General features: G+C 43.8%; 18 protein-coding genes and 1 pseudogene. 17 read left to right on the top strand and 2 right to left on the bottom strand.

From position 1 onward, the window contains the following. Positions 1–297: 297 nt before the first annotated feature. Both AC3ISE_RS19585 and AC3ISE_RS19580 read right to left on the bottom strand, forming a co-directional pair. Positions 298–1,644: an ATP-binding protein gene (locus tag AC3ISE_RS19585; RefSeq protein WP_489222255.1), complete on the bottom strand. Its 1,347-nt coding sequence runs from the start codon at positions 1,642–1,644 to the stop codon at positions 298–300. Beyond that, positions 1,644–2,312, bottom strand: coding sequence for a response regulator transcription factor (locus AC3ISE_RS19580; protein ID WP_489222254.1), 669 nt, complete (start codon positions 2,310–2,312; stop codon positions 1,644–1,646). The genes AC3ISE_RS19585 and AC3ISE_RS19580 overlap by 1 nt, the downstream gene beginning before the upstream one ends. 145 nt (positions 2,313–2,457) lie before the next feature. Here AC3ISE_RS19580 and AC3ISE_RS19575 point away from each other — a divergent pair, with 145 nt between their 5' ends. The 17 genes and pseudogenes from AC3ISE_RS19575 (at position 2,458) to AC3ISE_RS19495 (ending at position 20,463) form a co-directional block, all read left to right on the top strand. Beyond that, positions 2,458–3,723 carry a S1C family serine protease gene (locus AC3ISE_RS19575; RefSeq protein ID WP_489222253.1) on the top strand — a complete coding sequence of 422 codons (1,266 nt, stop codon included), beginning with the start codon at positions 2,458–2,460 and terminating at the stop codon, positions 3,721–3,723. Between the two features lie 319 nt (positions 3,724–4,042). Beyond that, positions 4,043–4,899 (top strand): annotated as a pseudogene (locus AC3ISE_RS19570) (Mur ligase family protein); the annotation flags it as partial. Between the two features lie 9 nt (positions 4,900–4,908). Next, the gene (locus AC3ISE_RS19565; RefSeq protein WP_489224393.1) at positions 4,909–5,511 is read left to right on the top strand and encodes a glutamate ligase domain-containing protein; all 603 of its coding nucleotides are present in this window, start codon (positions 4,909–4,911) and stop codon (positions 5,509–5,511) included. Positions 5,512–6,176: 665 nt separating this feature from the next. Further along, positions 6,177–7,736 carry a S8 family peptidase gene (locus AC3ISE_RS19560; RefSeq protein WP_489222252.1) on the top strand — a complete coding sequence of 520 codons (1,560 nt, stop codon included), beginning with the start codon at positions 6,177–6,179 and terminating at the stop codon, positions 7,734–7,736. Then, positions 7,657–9,909, top strand: a complete 2,253-nt coding sequence (locus AC3ISE_RS19555) for a PA domain-containing protein (RefSeq protein ID WP_489222251.1) — start codon at positions 7,657–7,659, stop codon at positions 9,907–9,909. The genes AC3ISE_RS19560 and AC3ISE_RS19555 overlap by 80 nt, the downstream gene beginning before the upstream one ends. 130 nt (positions 9,910–10,039) lie before the next feature. Then, entirely contained in the window at positions 10,040–10,246 is a 207-nt protein-coding gene (locus AC3ISE_RS19550; protein ID WP_489222250.1) for a helix-turn-helix transcriptional regulator, read from the top strand. Continuing rightward, positions 10,243–10,566, top strand: coding sequence for a hypothetical protein (locus AC3ISE_RS19545; RefSeq protein WP_489222249.1), 324 nt, complete (start codon positions 10,243–10,245; stop codon positions 10,564–10,566). Before AC3ISE_RS19550 ends, AC3ISE_RS19545 begins: the two co-directional genes overlap by 4 nt. Before the next feature lie 83 nt (positions 10,567–10,649). Next, on the top strand, positions 10,650–11,096 hold the full coding sequence (hutP, locus tag AC3ISE_RS19540) for a histidine utilization transcription antiterminator HutP (protein ID WP_070874867.1): 447 nt from the start codon (positions 10,650–10,652) through the stop codon (positions 11,094–11,096). A gap of 119 nt (positions 11,097–11,215) precedes the next feature. After that, positions 11,216–12,703 carry a histidine ammonia-lyase gene (gene hutH, locus AC3ISE_RS19535; RefSeq protein ID WP_489222248.1) on the top strand — a complete coding sequence of 496 codons (1,488 nt, stop codon included), beginning with the start codon at positions 11,216–11,218 and terminating at the stop codon, positions 12,701–12,703. 42 nt (positions 12,704–12,745) lie between these two features. Next, a complete protein-coding gene (gene hutU, locus AC3ISE_RS19530; RefSeq protein WP_489222247.1) occupies positions 12,746–14,398 on the top strand; it encodes a urocanate hydratase in 1,653 nt (550 codons plus the stop codon). Between the two features lie 13 nt (positions 14,399–14,411). Next, complete coding sequence (gene hutI, locus AC3ISE_RS19525) at positions 14,412–15,695, top strand: imidazolonepropionase (RefSeq protein ID WP_489222246.1); 1,284 nt, start codon at positions 14,412–14,414, stop codon at positions 15,693–15,695. Next, positions 15,667–16,617: a formimidoylglutamase gene (hutG, locus tag AC3ISE_RS19520; RefSeq protein ID WP_489222245.1), complete on the top strand. Its 951-nt coding sequence runs from the start codon at positions 15,667–15,669 to the stop codon at positions 16,615–16,617. Before hutI ends, hutG begins: the two co-directional genes overlap by 29 nt. 58 nt (positions 16,618–16,675) lie before the next feature. Beyond that, on the top strand, positions 16,676–17,302 hold the full coding sequence (locus AC3ISE_RS19515; protein ID WP_489222244.1) for a nitrite reductase: 627 nt from the start codon (positions 16,676–16,678) through the stop codon (positions 17,300–17,302). A gap of 173 nt (positions 17,303–17,475) precedes the next feature. After that, positions 17,476–17,859, top strand: a complete 384-nt coding sequence (locus tag AC3ISE_RS19510) for a VOC family protein (protein ID WP_489224392.1) — start codon at positions 17,476–17,478, stop codon at positions 17,857–17,859. Positions 17,860–17,961: 102 nt separating this feature from the next. Next, positions 17,962–18,753 carry a putative hydro-lyase gene (locus AC3ISE_RS19505; RefSeq protein ID WP_489222243.1) on the top strand — a complete coding sequence of 264 codons (792 nt, stop codon included), beginning with the start codon at positions 17,962–17,964 and terminating at the stop codon, positions 18,751–18,753. Positions 18,754–18,811: 58 nt separating this feature from the next. Then, positions 18,812–19,195 (top strand): VOC family protein, encoded by a 384-nt coding sequence (locus tag AC3ISE_RS19500; RefSeq protein ID WP_489222242.1) that lies wholly within the window; start codon positions 18,812–18,814, stop codon positions 19,193–19,195. Between the two features lie 698 nt (positions 19,196–19,893). Then, positions 19,894–20,463 carry a DUF4256 domain-containing protein gene (locus AC3ISE_RS19495; RefSeq protein ID WP_489222241.1) on the top strand — a complete coding sequence of 190 codons (570 nt, stop codon included), beginning with the start codon at positions 19,894–19,896 and terminating at the stop codon, positions 20,461–20,463. Positions 20,464–20,633 lie beyond the last annotated feature (170 nt).

Genomic DNA, 20,633 nt, shown 5'->3' with positions numbered 1-20,633 from the left:
TTCGGATTTTTTTCTTTGCCTCTTTTCATAAATATTGTTGCTGCAGGCTAAATGATAGAAACCTTAAGTGGATTGCAGCGGAAGGAACTTGACTCCTGCGGGAAATAGAGCAAAGTGGGAGACCCCACAGGCAACGCCGAGGAGGCTCCCATGCTCCCCGCGGAAAGCAAGTTCCTGGAGCGGAAAGGAACGGACATTATTTATCATGAAAACAACAATCTATGCGAAAATAACCTTTTCACACTATTCAATGTTAGGCTTTAATTCAGGAGATGATCGTTACGTCCCTGCCTCCTGCTATCTTTTTGGTACTTTCACATAAAACGTACTCATACCATCCTCATTCACAGCCCAAACTGTACCGTGATGAAGCTCGGCGATTCTTTTTACGATGTTGAGGCCGAGTCCAAATTCCCCGTTGCTGCCTTTATGGAAAGGTTCAAACAGATGGGGCAGAACGCCCTCTTCAATTGGAGGACCATCGTTCCATATTTTAAGAAGGAAGTCATTCCCCGCCTGTTTTAGATGAACACCAATCATTGAATCCGCATATCTTAGCTGATTCTCAAATAAGTTTTCAAGCAGCTTGATCCACAGCTCATTATCGCCATGAATAGCCGCATATTCCAGGTTTATTTCATAATCAAGCTCCTGGCGTGACCATCTGATGCGGTCGATGACCCCGCGAATGGTCACATTCAGTTCAACCTCAGATTTACCGGAGTTTCTCGAAGATAAATAATCAAGTTTTGTTATATACAGCAAGTCCTTAATTTTTTTCTCCAGACGCTGTGCTTCCTCCTCGATCACATCCATCGTGCTTGTCAGATCGCCCTTTGGATAAATGCCGTCATTCACTGATTTCGCATATCCGCGGATAACCATAACCGGCGTTTTTAAGTCATGGGAGATATTCTGCAGCAGGGTGCGCTGTGCTTCATCCTTTTGAACAAGCCGTTTTCGCATCACTTCAATTGTTTCTCCAAGCTTTCCAATTTCATCGCTTCGATCAAGTACAACGGGCTCATGCCAATCTTCGTTCGAAATTCTTTTCACATCTTTTTCTAAAGAGACAATAGGACGCGAGAGATATTTAGCAAGCCAGATGGACGGAATCCAGCTGAAAAGAAACACAATGATCATGACGAAAACAAGCTGCTTGAACAAAGTCAGCACAAGGTCATTTCGGTAAGAATCCCATGCATAAGAAAGAAGAAATGCAGGCTGCCCGTCAACAGTCACTTTCTTGATTACAAAAAAGAGCCGTTCATGATTGATTTCCCTCGAGTATTCTTCCGTAATGTCCTTTTGATTAGAAGCAAGTGATTGCGTTTCTTGAAGAAACCTCAATGGAAGCTTTTTCTCGTTGTAAAAAAAAGGCGCACTCTCAGGGAGAATGATGTGCTGAACAGACCGGTCAGGCGAAAGTTTCTCTCCGTTCCTGGTGAGAGGATCCATCTGCACATTTCCCTGAAGCCGGTATTCCGTCAGAATATGCTGCTCATTTTCAATCGTTGTATAGATTTCGTTTGTGAAAAAATTCCTGAGTGTAGTTGGGAATATGATCATCAGCAGCAAGGAAATGACGAGAAGAATCCCTGAGATCACAATCCAAATTTGAAACGTCAATGATTTATTTTTCATTATCCCGTCAGCATCCTGTATCCGTAACCGTAAATGGTTTCTATTTTCAAATCAGGCATTTTTTTGCGGAGGCGGCGGACGAGGTCATCTAACACACGGTCTGTGCCGAAGTAATCGCTTCCCCAAATATGCTCAATCATTTGTTCACGCGAAAAAGCCTGGCCTTTGTTATGCAAAAACAGCAGCAATAAATCAAATTCCTTAGAAGTTAGATTCAGATTTTGCTGATTCAGCGAGACCGAGCGCACACTTTCATCAATCGTATAAGGCGGAAGCTGTACGCTTGATTTAACTGTGCTGCTTTCATAAACACGGGTCAGCAGCTTTTGAACGCGAATGACAAGTTCACGGGGAAGGAAAGGCTTTGAAATATAATCATCGCTTCCAAGCTCAAGCCCGAGCACCCGGTCAATATCTGTATCCCGCGCAGAAATGAAAATAACAGGAGTATCTGACGATGCCGATTTAATTTCTTTTATCAATTGATAGCCGTCAACATCCGGTACCATGATATCGAGAACCCAAAGGTGAGGAGTTTCATGAATGGCCTGGCGCGCTTTTTCCCCATTTGTAAATGAGGTGACCTTATAGCCTTCCTTCTCCAGATATTTTGTCAGCAAATCATTTAAATTCTGTTCATCTTCCACAAGAAAAATAGAGTATGACAAACCGATTCACGCTCCTTCTAATACGTAATTATACAATGTCTTCACAGATATGGTCATCATTTAACAATTTCACATAATCTTTTCATCTTTCTCCCAAAATGATTTTTTATAGTAGGGTTAACAAAGAAAATCACTAGGAGGAATCATGATGGGATATTACGACGATACAGAACGGAAAGATACATTATTAGACACGGACTCACGAGAAATGATGGTCAGATCTGGACAGCCTCAAAAAAAGCCGTCCAGATGGAGAGCGGTTATGTCATCTGTGATCAGCGGGGTAGTCGGAGGAGCGCTGGTGCTTGGGGTACAGCCTTTTCTTGATGAAGAGACAAGCACAAATGAACCTTCTTATTCCATTAATTCAAATACTTCACAAGAAGAAAATGATTCAAGTACAGTGAATACTCAGCCTATTAGTCAAACGAGCGATATTGCGGATATGGTGGAAAAGCTGTCGCCTGCGATTGTAGGAATATCAAATAAACAGCAGCAGCAGGGATTTGGCGGCGGAACTAAGGATGCTGAAGCAGGAACGGGTTCAGGGGTTATATTCAAAAAAGATGGAGATACAGCCTACATTATTACAAACAACCATGTCATTGAGGGAGCAAACAGTATCGAAATCTCTTATTCAGATGGAGAAAAATCACAGGCTGAGCTTGTTGGAGCGGATCCGTTAACAGATACAGCCGTCCTTAAAATTGACAGCAAATATGCAAAAACGGTTGCTGATTTTGGAGATTCAGGCAAGCTTCGTGCAGGTGAAAGGGTCGTGGCGATTGGAAATCCGCTTGGACTCGATTTTTCCCGCACGGTTACGGAAGGTATAATCAGCGGAACAGACCGCACCATTCCAATTTCAACTTCTGAAGGCAGCTGGGAGTTAAATGTTATTCAAACGGATGCGGCCATTAATCCAGGAAATAGCGGCGGACCTTTATTGAATATGAATGGCCAGGTTATTGGCATCAACAGCCTGAAAATCACACAGGACGGGGTGGAAGGATTAGGATTTGCGATCCCAAGCAACGACCTTCAGCCAATTGTAGATGAACTGCTGGAAAAAGGAAAAGTAGATCGTCCTTTCTTAGGTGTTGGTCTTCTTGACCTAAGCGAAGTGCCTGAGCAGTACCGCACAAACACGCTTCAGCTTCCGAACAAAGTGACAGAAGGAGTATTTGTACAGGGTGTCAGCCCGGGATCACCGGCATCTGAAGCTGGCATGCAAGAAGGAGACGTCATCGTTGCGATGAACGGCACAGCCATCAAAAATTCAAATGAACTGCGCAAATTTCTCTATTCACAAACCAATATTGGTGATGAAATAAATGTAGAGTTCTACCGCCAAGGAGAAAAAATCACTGAAAAAGTGAAGCTCTCTCAAAAAGAGGTTGTGAATAGTTAACATAGATCCCCCTTTTAGGCGGCTCCTTAGTTGGAGCCGTTTTTTGATCCACCCATTTCAATTAGTCAGTAAGGTCGATAAGCAGGGGGAGCAAATAACTAGTAACTCACCAAAATTGACGAGTCACCTTCATTTTTTTTGCCGCTAAAAAGCCCAAACACACGTTAATTCGACAATATCCAATATTTTCATCTCCATTCTTCCCTCATAAAACCGGAATGATTTCGAACAGATATGGTATCACATAACGCAAAATGATAACAAAGCTCTTTTTGACGCAACATAACAGAACGGATGCCATGAAATAAGGAGATCAACTATGAAATTACTTACTTTGCTCGAGCAGACTGGCCATTCCATTTTAAATCAGGAAGAACTGGGATCTGCCGAAATCACAGGAATCGACGCAAATTCAGCCAAGATCAAACCAGGCTGCTTATTTGTTGCGATCTCAGGCTTTGAACGGGATGGCCATGATTTTATACAGGATGCGATCAATAAAGGAGCTGCGGCCGTTGTTGGGGAAAAAGATCTGACGGATTTGCCGGTTCCATACGTCAGGGTAGCTAACAGCAGAGATACGCTGGCCAACCTTGCTGCACACTTTTATGATTATCCATCGCGGAAACACATTATGATCGGGATTACGGGAACAAACGGAAAAACGACGACTTCTTTTATGCTGAGGCACATTCTGCAGCATGCCGGCTATTCATGTGCGTTATTTGGCACTGTTCACAATGTGATCAATGGACAGGCATACGTTTCAAAGAACACGACGCCTGATCCGCTTGAGCTGCAGCGGTTACTGGCTGAAAGCAAGGATGACGCTGTGATTATGGAGGTTTCTTCACACGGGCTCTCCCAAAAGAGACTGGAAGGAATCGAATTTGATGTAGGTCTTTTTACGAACCTTGCTCATGAACATCTGGACTATCACAATACGATCGAAGAGTATTTTGAAGTGAAGCAGCAGCTTTTTCAAAATTGAAACAGGGCGGAAAGGCAATCATCAGCACCCATGATGAATGGGGTCAGAAGCTGGCTTGCCTTCTGAAAGAGCGGAACATTCAGGTGTCCACTTTCGGACGGTCATCAATGGATGACCTTGTTTTTACATCGGAAAATGATGTACACTGCTCAAATTTTGAAGTCACTGAAAACGGAGAAAAGCTTCGTTTTTCCATGAGCATTCCGGGTCTTCATAATATCTATAATGCATCAATGGCCTATTTGACTGGACGGAAAATTGGCGTAGACTCAGCAAAGCTTATTGAAGGTTTTCGAACCTTCAAAGGAATCCCTGGACGGTTCGAAATGTACAGCCATCCCAAGGATGCAACGGCGGTTATTGATTATGCCCATACGGCAGATGCGTTTGAATACATTCTGAAAACGGCGAGAGACTGCGGAGCAAAGCGGATTTTTCATGTCTTTGGCTTCAGAGGCGACCGTGATGAAAGCAAACGGGCGGAAATGATGGAGATCTCGTCGCGCATGAGCGACTGTTCGATTCTGACATTTGACGATTTAAACGGTGTTGAGCAAAACGAAATGATTGACGAGCTGAAAGCGTATCTGAAGTCTTCAGGCAAAGAAGCTGACTTGCTCGTGCCGGACCGGACTCTTGCCATTCAAAAAGCATGGGAACTGGCAGAAGCGGGAGACTGGATTCTTGTGACCGGGAAAGGCAGCGAGAAATATAAAGACCAATACGAGCTTCCTGCAGAGTCCGATCAAGAAACGTTTCGTCTTTTGATGAATGAAAAAGAACCCGTAGCTACGTGATGGCCTGCTGCAAAACGAAAAAGAAGGGCGTCAGAACAGGATCATGCATCGTGAGCACACCCTGGCATTTAAAAATAGTGAAAAAGGCGGACATACTTGTTAAACAAGCGGCGCTGTCATTTTTAAAAAGGAAACTCCAATTCAAGCGGAGTTTCCTTTTTATTTTTATTCAGCAGGTTAACAACCAAGTCCGCTGATTGGCAGAGCTCCATATGAATGAACCGGGTTGCTGAGTTATGTAACGTTTTGCAGCAAACAAAACCATTCCTTTCAGTTTTCAAGTTCTATCATTTTTACATTCATAATCTTTCAAAATAATCCATAGTTTGAGCAAAAACCCCAATTTTAAATGCGGTTAAATAGATACTTTGCCTCAGATATTCAATTTTTTTTATCATAATTGAAGTTTCTATCGTTCTGAATAGTTCACAAGACCATTCAAAAACCCCAATTGTTACTTTGCATCCGGCAATATACAATTCTATTAAATTCTTTGGCAATAAACATCATTACAGAAACTCAGTTTAAGAGGATTTTATTTACAGAGGAGGTGTCTTTTCCAGAAAGCAGCAAACGGTTCGTCTCTCTTATCTATGAGTGCATGTTACTTACATCCAGATGTACATATTGAAAGAATTTATTTGTATTATTTAGGAGGATGTATATTGAGAAAATTTATTCTAAAGTCGTTAGTCGCAACCTCTGTATCTGCAGTCATGCTTTCCTCAACTTTCAGCAGCGTCCAAGCAATTAATCAAACAAATCTGAAAAAAACTTCTGAGACTTCTTCCATAATAAATACGATAACAAATAAAGACGAGCATAAAATCACACTGATTACAGGCGATATTGTCACGGTTAAAAAGATAGAAGACGGTAAAAGCGTGATCAATGTGGAGCCTGCCGATCAAAACGGTGCAGGAGCACAGATCATGACCATCGGTGAAGAAACGTTCGTCATTCCAAATTCGGCTATGCCTTACTTGGCAGCTGACAAATTGGACAAGGATTTATTTAACGTAACGGAATTAATTGAAAATGGCTATGACGACAAGAGTCTCGCTTCTCTCCCGGTAATCGTGGAATATGAAGAGACGAAAGCGCGGGCTGCTCAAGCTAAATCGGAGCCAAAAGGGGCAAAGACAGTACGTGCACTTGAAAGTATTAACGGTGCTGCGCTTTCTGCATCAAAAAAGGATGCAGAAACATTCTGGGAAGATATCACCCCTGAAACAGCAGCTTTAGAAAAAGAGAAACCGGAAACAGCTGAGTTTGAAAAGGGGATTGACAAGATCTGGCTGGATGGAAAAGTAGAAGCATCTCTTGCCCAAAGCGTGCCGCAGATCGGTGCTCCGCAAGTATGGGAATCAGGGTTTACGGGGGAAGGCGTAAAAGTAGCTGTGCTTGATACGGGGATTGATCCAGCCCACCCTGATTTTTCGGGCCAGATTGAAACGTCAAAAAGCTTTGTGCCGGGACAGCAGGTTGACGACAAACACGGTCATGGTACACATGTTGCCTCAACCGTCCTTGGAAATGGCGCTGCTTCTGAAGGAAAGAATAAAGGGGTTGCCCCTGAAGCTCGTCTAGTAGTAGGTAAAGTGCTTGATGACTCAGGAAGCGGTCTTGATTCCTGGATCATTGACGGCATGGAATGGGCAGCTGAAAACGCGAAAATCGTGAATATGAGTCTCGGAAGCTCTGAACCTTCTGATGGAACCGATCCAATGGCACAGGCAGTTAACCGGATCAGTGAAGAAAAAGGAACTCTCTTCGTCATCGCAGCAGGAAACTATGGAGCGGAAGGGGCGATTGGTTCACCTGGAGCTGCAGATGCTGCCTTAACAATTGGAGCAGTTGATAAGTCTGATAAGATTGCAGGCTTTACATCTAAAGGACCGCGCTACGGAGATAAGGGGCTAAAACCTGACTTATCAGCTCCGGGAGTCGGCATCGTTGCCGCGCGTTCAGGACTTTCGGCTGGAACCGGCTCATATAAGAGTTTAAACGGAACGTCCATGGCTACTCCGCACGTTGCCGGTGCTGCAGCCCTGCTTTTGCAGAAGAATCCTGGCTGGAGCGGCACTCAGTTAAAAGAAGCACTGATGAGCACGTCTAAAAAATTGCCATATTCTCCGTATCACATTGGTACAGGCCGTCTGGATCTGCCGGCTGCAGGCAGGCAAAGTCCGGGCAACGGGTTCTCTGTCATTCGGTTTCTTTAAATGGCCGAACGCGGATGCACAGCCTGTTCAAAAAACAGTCACTTATACAAATGATTCGGACACAGCTGTCACATTGACTCTACAAGCTGACTTTAAAAATACAAACGGGAACGCTGCACGAGATGGTATGCTGACGATTTCTGAAAGCGAGATCTCAATTCCGGCTGGCGGCACTAAAACCGTTTCCATCACGCTTGATCCGCAATTTGGTGAAGCAGGAAGCAGGTATGAAGGTCATTTGACGGCATTGGAAAACGGGAAACAAGTGGCTCATACTTCACTCGGCACGGTGAAAGAAGAGGAAAAATACACGTTAAAAATGACAGCTAAAGACCGCAGCGGCAATCCAACCCTTGCTTACGTTGGTCTTGTTAACAAGGATATGATTCCAGAGTTCGTCGCTGTAAATGGAGAAGCGGAATTCCGTCTGCGCCCTGGCACATACTCCGCTATGTCCATGATGGAAGTAGATACAACTACAGACCACCGCGGGGTTGCATTAGTCGGAAACCCTGAAATTGTTCTGGACGGACCTCAAACCGTTGAGTTTGATGCCAGAAAAGCAAACGAAATAAAAGTGAATGTGCCAAAAGAGACAGAGCCGAGCTACCAGCGCCTGGAATACTACCGCTCTCTTGACGGGAAATCGATGAACCACGTGTACTTGGCGCCGGTATGGATCGATAAAATGTATGCTGCTCCGACAAAGAAAGTGAAAAACGGAGAATTTGAGATGCTGAACCGCTGGCGTTTAATCAAGCCATATCTTCAAATCCACTTTAAAGATAAAGTGCTCGATGATATTCCTTTAGCAGGCAGCACGCTGCTTGATGGAAAATATAACTTATCAACGGTTTATGCAGGAAGCGGATCTCAGGCTGATTTTGAGCGATTGAATGCAAAAGGAAAGGCTGTCGTTGTTGACCGCAATGCGGATGTTACTCCATCACAGCAGGCTGCTGCCGCACATGCAGCCGGAGCGAAGCTTTTAATCATCGTCAACTATGAAGATACGGAGTTCAGCGTTTATGCAGGCAATACGGATTACACAGACATTCCCCTTGCTGTTGCCGGCATAAGCAAGAGCGAAGGAGACAAAGTGATTAAGGCTGCACGTTCAGGCAACCTGAAGCTGTTCGTTGAAGGCGAAACGAACACGCCATACGTCTATGATTTAATGGATGTTCATGGTGAAAACATTCCAAAGGATCTGACCTATGCTCCTTCTACACGTGAACTTGTAAAAATCGATGCACGCTATAAGTCTGATCAGGAAACTCCTGGCGGGGAATTCCGCTTTGACCTGCGCCCTCATACGGTTAGAGCAGTAGGTTTCATGTATAAAATGCCGTTTCCTTCTGTTCGAACCGAGTGGGTCTCAGCTGTTGAAGGAACACGCTGGTATCACCAGGCTGAAGTTTTAGACAGCACTTGGGCAGTACGCCAGCCGGCTGTGACGTATAAAAAAGGGGAAAGATTGCAGGAAGAGTGGTTCTCGCCAGTCGTCCGTCCTCGTCTGGGTGACGGATATTGGACACCTTTCCGCAGCGGGAACTCGTTCCAGTTTAACATTCCTGCCTGGGCTGATTCAGGAAAAGGACACACAGGCGGAACGGACTTTGATGAATCGCTTAAAAATCAAACACACAAGCTTTATCTGGGAGATACCTTGATTAAACAGGGAACGAGTCAGGCTTTAAATGTATTCAGCGGGATTTCGGAAGAAAGAAAGCAATACCGCTTAGTAACAGATGCCAAGCGGGATCCGGAACGTTGGGATACTTCAGTCAGCACACACACAGAGTGGACCTTCTGGTCTGGAATAGAAGAGAACTCTCGTAAACCGCTTCCGCTTTATTCTCTTGACTACAAGGTTGAAACGGATATGTACGGTGATGCATTGGCCGCACCATCAACGAACCTGGAACTGTCTGCTGCAAAACTGGATGGAGTTGAAGGATACGGAAAATTAGAAGGTGCTGCGCTCGAAGTTTCTTTCAATGAAGGAAAGTCATGGAAGACAGTTAAGCTTGAGCAAACAGCAGAGAACAAATGGACCGCTAAAATCAACAACCCAAAAAACAGCAAACATGTGTCACTAAGGGCATCTGCCTGGGATGATGCCGGCAATAAAATCACTCAGGATGTCATAAAGGCATACGGATTGAGGTAACCAGAAGAATGGTAAGCAGGAAGAGGGGCGTATGCTTCTCTTCTTTTTTATTTCAGTTTAAAAAAGAGTTTACTTTTTATTCCATGTAAAGTAAACTTAACGTAAAGGAAGCTTTACAAGGTGGAGGGACATGAAGAACAGAATCAGGGAAATGCGCGCAGATAAAGGAATGACTCAGGAACAGCTGTCGGTTCAGGTAGGCGTTTCGAGACAATCAATTATTGCGATTGAATCAGGAAAGTACAATCCGTCTTTGGAACTGGCATTTAAGATTGCCAATTCGTTTATGTGCAGAATTGAAGAGATTTTTATTTTTGAGGATGGGGGAGAAGAATGATGGAATCAGCTGGGGCTTTTATCGGGTTATACGGAGGCATGGCAGCGGGTCTAATTGCCTGGTGGCTTGGACTTTATTTTGCGAAGAAAAAAAGGGGAGTGGATGAAGTTTTTCATTTCATTGAACAGAAATCACGGTCTGTCGCATGGATCTTTACGATGGCGGCCATCTATTTTTTCTTCACCCTTCTGCTTTTCGGAGTGGATTTGAGCCCTGCGATGATGCTGTCTCTACTCCTCTTTGTTCATTTGGGCAGCTGGGCGATTACAAAAGTCATTCTCTCGATCCGATTCAGCAGTACTGGATCAGACACCAATTAACCCCTTGACACTTTTCACATTCAATCATAAACTAACGGTAGACACTAGTTTATCAGAAAATTCAGTATGAAGTGAGAATCGATATGAGCATACAACCGGATCATCGTATTGGTAAAAATGCCATGCAGCTCGTTTTGCTCGGTGAAGACGATCAATTTTATGGGCAGCAGCTGACAGAGCAGGGATTTCAATTTTGTCAGGGGAAAACGGGTTCAATGGAGACGCATAAAGTAGTGGCGGCCATTGAAACGGCAGCAAAGCGTTCAGGTGTGATATCACCTGATGGATACCGTGAAACACACTCTTTGTATCATGCCATAATGGAAGCGCTTCATGGCGTGACGAGAGGGCAGGTTCAGCTTGGAAGTGTTTTGCGCACAGTGGGACTTCGTTTTGCCATTGTCCGCGGCAAGCCTTACGAGGCAGAAACGGAAGGCGAATGGATTGCGATTGCTTTGTACGGCACAATAGGTGCGCCTGTTAAAGGTTCAGAGCATGAGGCAATGGGTTTGGGAATTAATCATATTTAAGATGCACCCATAGTTAATAGATAGCAGGGGGCTGTATCGGTAGAAAACACGGTTTTGCGTGTTTCTATTGGTATGGCCTCCTTTTTGATTTTTATTTTGAACAAAAGAGGAGCAGAAAGATGATTGAATTAACGGGAAGTTCACTCACCATACAATCCGCGAAGAAGGTTTTATATGAAAAAGCCATGATTCATATTCCAGACTATGTGTGGGAAAAGGTTGAAAAGAGCAGAAAAGCAGTTGAAAACATAGTCGCTCAGAAGAAGGTCGTTTACGGAATTACAACGGGGTTTGGGAAATTCAGTGATGTCCTGATTGATGCCGAACATGCAGAAGAGCTGCAGATCAATTTGATTCGAAGTCATGCGTGCGGTGTCGGAGACCCGTTTCCTGAAGAGGTGTCACGGGGGATGCTTTTGCTTAGGCTAAATGCCTTGCTGAAAGGTTTTTCCGGTGTCCGCAGGGAGGTTTTATCATTACTTGTATCGCTGCTGAATCACGAGATTCATCCCGTTGTGCCGCAGCAGGGTTCACTTGGAGCAAGCGGAGATTTGGCTCCTTTGTCTCACATGGCACTTGTTCTTGTCGGAGAAGGAGAGGTTTTTTATCAGGGCCGGCAAATGGAGACCGAAGAAGCCTTTCAGTTAGCGGGACTTCATCCTGTGACGCTGCAGGCTAAAGAAGGTCTGGCTTTAATAAATGGGACACAGGCAATGACGGCAATGGGACTCGTCAATTACATTGAAGCTGAAGCGGTGGCGCTGCAGGCAGACTACATTGCTTCAATGACGATTGAAGGTCTGAGAGGAATCATTGATGCGTTTGATGAAGACATTCATATTGCCCGCGGCTACAAAGAGCAAATGGAAGTGGCTGAGCGAATCAGAGGGATTCTGAAAGGCAGCTTTCTGGTCACGCATCAGGGAGAGCTGAGGGTTCAGGATGCCTACTCCTTAAGGTGCATCCCTCAGGTTCATGGGGCAAGTCTTCAGGTCCTTTCTTATGTGAAAGATAAGCTTGAAATAGAAATGAATGCAGCTACGGATAATCCGCTGATTTTTGATGATGGCAAAAAGGTTTTGTCAGGAGGGAATTTCCACGGTCAGCCGATTGCATTTGCCATGGATTTTTTGAAGGTGGGCATCGCAGAGCTTGCTAATATTTCCGAACGAAGAATTGAAAGGCTGGTCAATCCGCAGCTCAATGATCTGCCGCCGTTCTTGAGTCCAATGCCCGGTCTCCAGTCAGGAGCGATGATCATGCAATATTGTGCTGCGTCGCTTGTCTCTGAAAACAAGACGCTTGCTCACCCTGCGAGTGTGGATTCAATCCCATCATCCGCAAATCAGGAGGATCACGTTAGCATGGGGACGATTGCCTCAAGGCATGCCTATCAAATTATTCAAAACTGCAGACGTGTGCTTGCGATTGAATTGATTTGTGCAATGGAGGCAGCCGCCTACCGGGGAATTGAGAAGATGTCTGAAACGACAAGAACATTTTATTTTCATGGAAGAACAGTGGTCCCTGCGATTACGAAGGACAGGGTTTTTTCAAAGGATATGGAAAGCTGCTGCCGCCTGGCTGAAAAAAGCGGATGTAAATAGATTTAAAAAAGATCATAACGATAAAAAGGGGGAAATTTTATCATGAAAGCAAAATTTACAGGAGCAAAACGGGGAACGGAATTAGAGTGCAAAGGATGGGAGCAGGAGGCAGCGCTCCGCATGCTGATGAATAACCTGGATCCTGAGGTTGCAGAAAAGCCGGAAGAGCTCATTGTTTACGGAGGAATCGGAAAGGCCGCGAGAAATCAGGAGGCACTGGGTGGGATCGTCCGGTCGTTAAAATCATTGGAGCATGATGAGACGCTTCTCATTCAATCAGGAAAGCCTGTCGGGATATTTAAAACGCATGAACATGCCCCGCGGGTCCTTCTTTCGAACTCTGTTCTTGTGCCAAAATGGGCAGATTGGGAAAACTTCCACGAACTAGATCAAAAAGGCCTCACCATGTATGGCCAAATGACGGCGGGAAGCTGGATCTATATCGGAACACAGGGAATTCTTCAAGGAACTTATGAAACATTCTCTGCAGTGGCAAAGGAGCATTTTGGAGGAAGTTTAAAAGGCACAATCACTTTGACGGCAGGCCTTGGCGGTATGGGAGGGGCACAGCCTCTTGCAGTCACGATGAATGGCGGAGTTGTAATTGCTGCTGATGTTGATCAAAGCAGAATTGAGAAGAGACTTGCGACAAAGTATTGTGACAGACTGACACACTCTTTGGATGAAGCGGTGCAATGGGCAATGGAAGCGAAATCAGAAGGAAAAGCTCTATCAATCGGATTAGTGGCAAATGCAGTAGATGTTCTTCATGAAGTGATAGAGAAAAACATCAAGGTTGACATCCTCACTGACCAGACATCCGCACATGACCCGTTAAACGGATATTTTCCGCATGATTTACCGATGGATGAAGCGCTGCAGTTGAAGCAGGATCATCCGGATTTGTATGTTAAGAAGTCAAAAAAATCAATGGCAGAGCATGTAAGATGTATGGTGGAGCTGCAAAAGCGCGGAACGATCGTGTTTGATTACGGCAATAATATTCGTCAAGTAGCAAAAGACGAAGGAGTGGAACATGCATTTGCGTTCCCGGGCTTTGTGCCAGCTTATATTCGTCCGCTTTTCTGTGAAGGCAAAGGTCCATTCAGATGGGCAGCTCTATCTGGTGATCCTGCTGATATCCACCGTACAGATCAGTTAATCAAAGAACTTTTTCCAGAAAATGAAGCCCTGCTGCGCTGGATTGATATGGCACATGAGCATGTTGCTTTTCAAGGTCTGCCGGCTCGTATTTGCTGGCTTGGCTACGGAGAACGTGTGAAGATGGGCCTTGCCATTAATGAGCTAGTACGGACAGGAGAACTGAAAGCGCCGATCGTCATTGGCCGCGATCACCTTGACTGCGGTTCTGTTGCTTCTCCAAACCGCGAGACAGAGGCGATGAAGGACGGAAGCGATGCAATTGGAGACTGGGCAGTATTAAATGCATTAGTAAACACATCTGCCGGTGCAAGCTGGGTTTCTTTCCACCATGGCGGCGGAGTAGGAATGGGCTATTCTCTCCATTCAGGAATGGTCGTTGTCGCAGACGGAACGGAAACAGCTAAACACAAATTAGAAAGAGTTCTCGTATCTGATCCTGGAATGGGCATTATCCGACATGCAGACGCGGGCTACGAAGAGGCGCAGACTTTTGCCAAAGAACACAACGTACGCATTCCGATGCAGGAATAGGGGAGGTTCTTATATGAAATATGATCTAATACTTGAAAACATCGGACAGCTCTTGACGATGGATTATGAAAAAGAAGGTCCTCTATGCGGCAAGGACATGGATGAGCTGATTGTTCTTGAAAACAAGGCACTTGCGATTGCCGATGGAAGGATCGCTCTTATTGGCTCAAATGAAGAAGCATCTGAATGGAAAGCTGAGAAAAGGATCGATTGTGAAGGAAAGCTTGTTACACCTGGCCTCATTGACCCTCATACTCATTTAGTGTTTGCTGGATCCCGTGAGCATGAAATGGGACTGAAGCAGCAGGGAGTTCCTTATTTGGAAATCCTGAAACAGGGCGGCGGCATTCTTTCAACGGTAAAAGCAACGCGGGCTGCTAGTGAAGCGGAGCTTTTCGAAAAAGCAGCCGGACATCTTGACCGGATGCTTTCATATGGAATGACCACGGTTGAAGCGAAAAGCGGCTACGGTTTGAACCCGGAAACAGAGCTGAAGCAGCTAAGGACTGCAAAAAAATTAAACGCAGAGCACGCCGCCGAAGTTGTTTCAACTTTTTTGGGTGCGCATGCCATACCTGCAGAGCATAAGCATCAGCCGGACGTTTTTTTAGAAGAAATGGTTCAGCTGCTGGATGTGATTGAAAAAGAAGAATTAGCTCAATTTGTCGATATCTTTTGTGAAACAGGCGTATTCTCGATTGAACAGTCCAGAGTGTTTTTATCAAAAGCAAAGCAAAAAGGGTTTAAAGTGAAAATCCATGCGGATGAAATTGATCCATTAGGCGGTGCGGAACTGGCTTCTGAGCTGGGTGCCGTCAGTGCCGAGCACTTAGTCGGAACTTCAGATAAAGGGATTAAACTGATGGCTGAAAAAGGGGTGATTGCCTGCCTTTTGCCTGGCACCTCTTTTTATCTCAACAAACCGGATCATGCCAAAGCAAGAAAGATGCTGGAAGAAGGAGTCGCGGTGACACTTGCGACTGATTTTAATCCTGGCAGCTGTCCGACTGAGAATCTTCAGCTGATCATGTCGTTTGCAGCGGTTATGTATAAAATGACGGTGAAAGAAATTTGGAATGCTGTCACTGTTAATGCAGCCCATGCCATCGGGTTAGGCGGCATTCGTGGGATTATCGCCCCAATGAAGCAGGCGGACCTTGTCATTTGGGATGCGGGAAACTATGAATATATCCCTTATCATTTCGGCGTGAATCACGCGAGGACCGTGATTAAGAAAGGTGACATTGTTTTTGAAAAGGGGGATCACCGTGAGCCATCTTCCCTTTCTTTCTCATGATGCAAGATTCACAGACCGGGGGATTTCACGGGCTGGAACGCTGCTTAAAAAACGGGATCATGAGATTTGTGAAGGCATTGGGTTAGTTGGAGTTCCATTATCTAAGCCATCAATCAGCCATTCAGGGGCATCATTTGCTCCTGAAACAATCAGAAAAATGATGAACGCTTTTACCACCTATTCGATCCATGACAATACAGATTTAAAAGAAGAGAGAATCATAGACTTTGGCGATATTTCTATGCATGTAACAGACCTTTCAGAATCACACCGGAGAATCGAAACGACGGTGGAGGGAGTTTTGAGTGAACACCCGCAGATGGTTCCTCTTTTTCTTGGCGGCGATCATTCTGTCACAGCACCGATTTTTACTGCTTTTCAAAAAGAAAAAGGAAAGGCTGGAATTATTCAGTTCGACGCTCACCATGACCTGCGCAACCTTGAAGATGGAGGACCGTCAAATGGAACACCATTTAGACAGCTGATCGAAAAAGGTGTGCTGGAAGGAAAACACCTCTATCAGATTGGCATTCGCGACTTTTCTAATGGCAAAGAATATACCGATTTCGGCAAAGAACAAGGCGTCCATATTTTCACGATGCAGGACGTTTATGAAAACGGAATTCTGCAGATTCTCGAGGGATGTGTGAAAGAGTTATTGAAAGAGGTAGATACCATCTATGTTTCTCTGGATATGGATGTCATGGATCAGGCGTTTGCACCGGGATGTCCGGCAATTGGTCCGGGAGGCATGGATTCCCGCATGCTGATTGAAGCAATCCGGTTTTTAGGAGAAATACCGTCGGTGAAAGCCATGGACATTGTTGAAATTGATCCGACGCTTGATTTCCGCGATATGACAAGCCGTTTAGCCGCCTACTCAGTCTTAACCTTTTTAACAGGCTGCAAAAACCGAGTCTGACATCATTCACACTTTTCTGAAAAAAAGCTATACTTGAAAGAAAACAGGAGCGTGGGATTTGAATATGGAGGATAAAATGGTAAAGCTTGCTGTAAATGGAGGCATCAATTTCGGATCAAAGCTTACAGCCAAACAGCTGATCACGCTTGCTGATTATATGGAAGAAGATCAGGAGCTCGAACTGACAACCTTCCAGCAGCTCTATTTAGATATTCCTGAGAGCAGACTTGAAGAAGCAAAAACAGCTTTTGAAACAGCCGGACTGCATTGGTACCCTGTCGGCAATTATGTAAAGAGTTTACGCACCTGCAACTTCTGCAAAGGTGCTGAAGAAGAAGGAATGCCGGTTGCTGCCAAACTAAATGAGAGAATCAAAGGAAAGCCTGTTCCTTTTCCATTAAAGGTGGCTTACACCGGCTGTCCGAATGCCTGCGGAGAGCCGCTCGTCAATGATATTGGCATCATTAAAATGAAAGACGCCTATGACCTGTTCATTGGAGGCCATGCAAAAGGAAAAAATGCACAAATTGGTCAATTATTTTTAGAAAGCCTGCAGCCTGAAGACCTCTATCAAGCCGTTGAAAAAATCATTGCCGTATACGCAGAAAACGGGAAAAAACTCGAGTATTTTGCGAAGTTTTTGAACAGGTACGGAGTTGAGAGACTGAAGGAAGAGATTGTGTAATCATTAAAACTAGCAAATTTTGCACTTCAATCATAAAAATTGGAGTGTTTCTTTAGTTTTATCTTATAAGGATTGGGCAAAACTGAAATGTGTTCTAATAAGTAATAAGGTATACTTAATTAATACTGCGAACTTTCAAAATTATTAATTTCCAAACTGGAGGAAATATGAATATGAAACTTGGTGCATTCTCTGTAAGTTTAAGTGTAAAAGACATAAACAAATCAAAAATATTTTACGAAAATCTTGGATTTCAAGCCTTGGGTGGAGATATTACCCAAAATTGGCTCATTATGAAGAATGAAAGCTGCATAATTGGTTTATTCCAAGGGATGTTCGAAAAGAATATTTTGACGTTTAATCCAGGCTGGAATGAAAATGCTGAAAATCTTCAATCGTTTACGGACATTCGCGATATCCAAAAGCAGCTTAAAGCAAAAGGAATTAAAATACTGTCTGAAGCAGATGAAACAAGCGAAGGGCCTGCAAGTTTTACAATTGAAGATCCTGATGGCAATCCCATCCTTGTAGATCAGCACAGAAAAGCTAGAGGATGAGTTGAAAAAACATGAGTAAGTGGATGGCAGCGGAAATCCACGGTAACTAATACCAACAATGAATGCGAAAACAGCCTTAAGTTTCTAGGAGAGTGATTACAGTTGAAAAACTATGAAAATATGGACCCAGGTGAAATAAGGCAGCTTATTCGCAAACAAACCATTACTGGACCAACTGCCGGCATGTCAAAAGGTTATACACAAGCAAATCTCGTTATTTTAAAGAAAGAATATGCCTTTGACTTCCTGTTGTTCTGTCAGCGTAATCCAAAGCCTTGTCCATTATTAGATGTAACGGAACCTGGTTCTTTCATTCCAGGAAAAATGGCAAAAGATGCTGATATTCGCACGGATATTCCTAAGTATCGGATTTATGAAAATGGTATTTATACGAAAGAAGTAAAAGAGATTACAGAGTATTGGGAAGATGATATGGTGGGTTTTTTACTGGGCTGCAGTTTTACCTTTGAAACCCCGCTAATGGATAGCGGGATTCCTATTCGTCATATTGAAGAAAACTGTAACGTTCCTATGTATAAAACCAATATTCCATGTGAAAAAGCGGGGATATTTGAAGGCCCGACTGTTGTCAGTATGCGGCCCATGAAGCCCGAAGATGCCATCCGCGCGATTCAAATCACCACCCGCTTTCCTGCTGTACATGGGTCACCCATTCATATTGGCGACCCGGGTCAAATTGGAATCCCCGATATCTCAAAGCCGGATTTCGGTGATTCAGTAACAATCAAAGAAGGTGAAATTCCAGTATTCTGGGCTTGCGGCGTTACCCCTCAAGCTGCAGCCATACAAAGTAAACCTTCCATAATGATTACTCATGCCCCGGGTCATATGTTCATTAGTGATGTAAAAGATGAGGAATTCAGTGTTTTATAATGATTAATATAGTTGGATCAACAGTTACCTCGCAGAAATCGAAGGAGGAAAAAATAGTATGAAAATCATTGTTACCAGTATCTTCGTTGAAGATCAAGACAAGGCACTGGAATTTTATTCAGAGAAGCTGGGATTTCTAAAAAAGAATGACGTTCCCATGGGGAAATTCAGATGGATAACGCTTGTTTCTCCCGATGATCAAGACGGTACCGAGCTTTTACTCGAACCGAATGAACATCCTGCCGCAAAGGAGTATCAAAAGAAGATATCTGCCGATGGCATCCCGGCAACAATGTTCGGCGTTGCGGATATTCGCAAAGAGTACGAACGATTAATGGAAAAAGGCGTGAAGTTTACGATGGAACCGACAAAAATGGGCGAAGTCACAATAGCTGTCTTCGACGATACATGCGGCAACCTTATTCAGATTGTGCAGAAGTGAGTTTATGACGAATGTTTCTAAACGACTTTATTGGTAAGTTTTAAGTTCGTGAAGTGTTTTTTATCAAAATGAAACAACTTTAGATTAACCCTGTCCTATTTTTGGACGGGGTTATACTTTCGTCCAATTTGGTTTATGTGGAGGGAAGTGGAAACAAACACCCGGTATGATTCCCCATTTTGGATTTTGCGCAGGGAAGTGGAATCAAAGGTATGCAATGATTCCTCCAATTTGGTTTTTGCAGAGTAAAGTGGAAACAAACACCCGGTATGATTCCTCCATTTTGGATTTTGCGCAGGGAAGTGGAATCAAACGTATCCGATGATTCCTCCATTTTCGTTTTTGCGGAGAAAAGTGGAAACAAACACCCGGTATGATTCCTCCAATTTGGTTTTTGCGGAGAAAAGTGGAAACAAACACCTGGTATGATTCCTCCAATTTGGATTTTGCGCAGGAAAGTGGAATCAAACGTATGCAATGATTCCCCCCAATTTGGTTTTTGGGGAGAAAAGTGGAGACACTTAACAGGTGATGCTGAATGATTCGTTCGCTAAGGTCTCCTTGTTTTTGGAATAAAATAAACGAATTTACTTACTCCTATTTTTTTTGTAAGCTGAAATCACACAATAATTTATTATAAAACAAATAGATATTTATATAAAAATCATTATAAGTAAATACAATTAGGAGGAACTGACATGACAAAAAGCAATAAAAAACAGTTGTCTCAACAACAAAGTGCAGAATTACTCAATCTATTAAAAGTGCGTTTTGAGAAAAACATGAACCGTCATAAAGGTCTTGAATGGTCTAAAGTCCAAGCAAAGCTGGATGCAAATCCTGAAAAAATGTGGTCGCTCAATGAAATGGAAATGACCGGAGGAGAACCTGATGTTGTTGGCTATGATAAACAAAAGGACGAATACATATTCTGTGATTGTTCAAAAGAAAGTCCTAAAGGCCGCAGAAGTGTTTGTTACGACCGTAAAGCGCTAGAGTCAAGAAAAAAACATAAGCCTGAAAATAGTGCTATTGACATGGCAGCCTTCATGGGCATAGAACTATTGAATGAAGAACAATATCGAGAGCTGCAGAAACTTGAACATTTCGATATGAAAACATCAAGCTGGGTGCAAACACCCAATGATATTAGAGAACTCGGTGGTGCTCTTTTTTGTGATTGCCGCTATGACAACGTTTTTGTATATCATAATGGAGCTGACTCCTACTATGCTGCCAGAGGCTTTCGCGGCTTGCTGAAGGTCTGAATATGGCACAAAAAACTGATTGCCTATTACAATTATCCTGAGATTGATGATGTTTCATACGAGGCACCTCCTATAAATATAGACATGTCATTTATCCTCCTTTTTGGATACAAAATAACCTCATCCATAGACTTAAGTAAGTCTTAAGATGAGGTTTGTATTTGCGTTAC

The sequence above is a fragment of the Metabacillus sp. KH_069 genome (assembly GCF_057838075.1).
Note: the sequence above shows the minus strand (reverse complement) of the source record. Positions and strands in the feature narration are given on the sequence as shown.

Excerpts from the sequence above, each read along its gene's own strand:
- AC3ISE_RS19575 (WP_489222253.1), top strand. The coding sequence starts at position 2,458 with ATGATGGGATATTACGACGATACAGAACGGAAAGATACATTATTAGAC.
- AC3ISE_RS19565 (WP_489224393.1), top strand. The coding sequence starts at position 4,909 with ATGAGCATTCCGGGTCTTCATAATATCTATAATGCATCAATGGCCTAT.
- AC3ISE_RS19500 (WP_489222242.1), top strand. The coding sequence starts at position 18,812 with ATGAAAATCATTGTTACCAGTATCTTCGTTGAAGATCAAGACAAGGCA.
- hutI (WP_489222246.1), top strand. The coding sequence starts at position 14,412 with ATGAAATATGATCTAATACTTGAAAACATCGGACAGCTCTTGACGATG.
- AC3ISE_RS19510 (WP_489224392.1), top strand. The coding sequence starts at position 17,476 with ATGAAACTTGGTGCATTCTCTGTAAGTTTAAGTGTAAAAGACATAAAC.
- AC3ISE_RS19585 (WP_489222255.1), bottom strand. The coding sequence starts at position 1,644 with ATGAAAAATAAATCATTGACGTTTCAAATTTGGATTGTGATCTCAGGG.
- hutU (WP_489222247.1), top strand. The coding sequence starts at position 12,746 with ATGAAAGCAAAATTTACAGGAGCAAAACGGGGAACGGAATTAGAGTGC.
- AC3ISE_RS19495 (WP_489222241.1), top strand. The coding sequence starts at position 19,894 with ATGACAAAAAGCAATAAAAAACAGTTGTCTCAACAACAAAGTGCAGAA.
- hutP (WP_070874867.1), top strand. The coding sequence starts at position 10,650 with ATGAGCATACAACCGGATCATCGTATTGGTAAAAATGCCATGCAGCTC.
- AC3ISE_RS19550 (WP_489222250.1), top strand. The coding sequence starts at position 10,040 with ATGAAGAACAGAATCAGGGAAATGCGCGCAGATAAAGGAATGACTCAG.
- hutH (WP_489222248.1), top strand. The coding sequence starts at position 11,216 with ATGATTGAATTAACGGGAAGTTCACTCACCATACAATCCGCGAAGAAG.
- AC3ISE_RS19545 (WP_489222249.1), top strand. The coding sequence starts at position 10,243 with ATGATGGAATCAGCTGGGGCTTTTATCGGGTTATACGGAGGCATGGCA.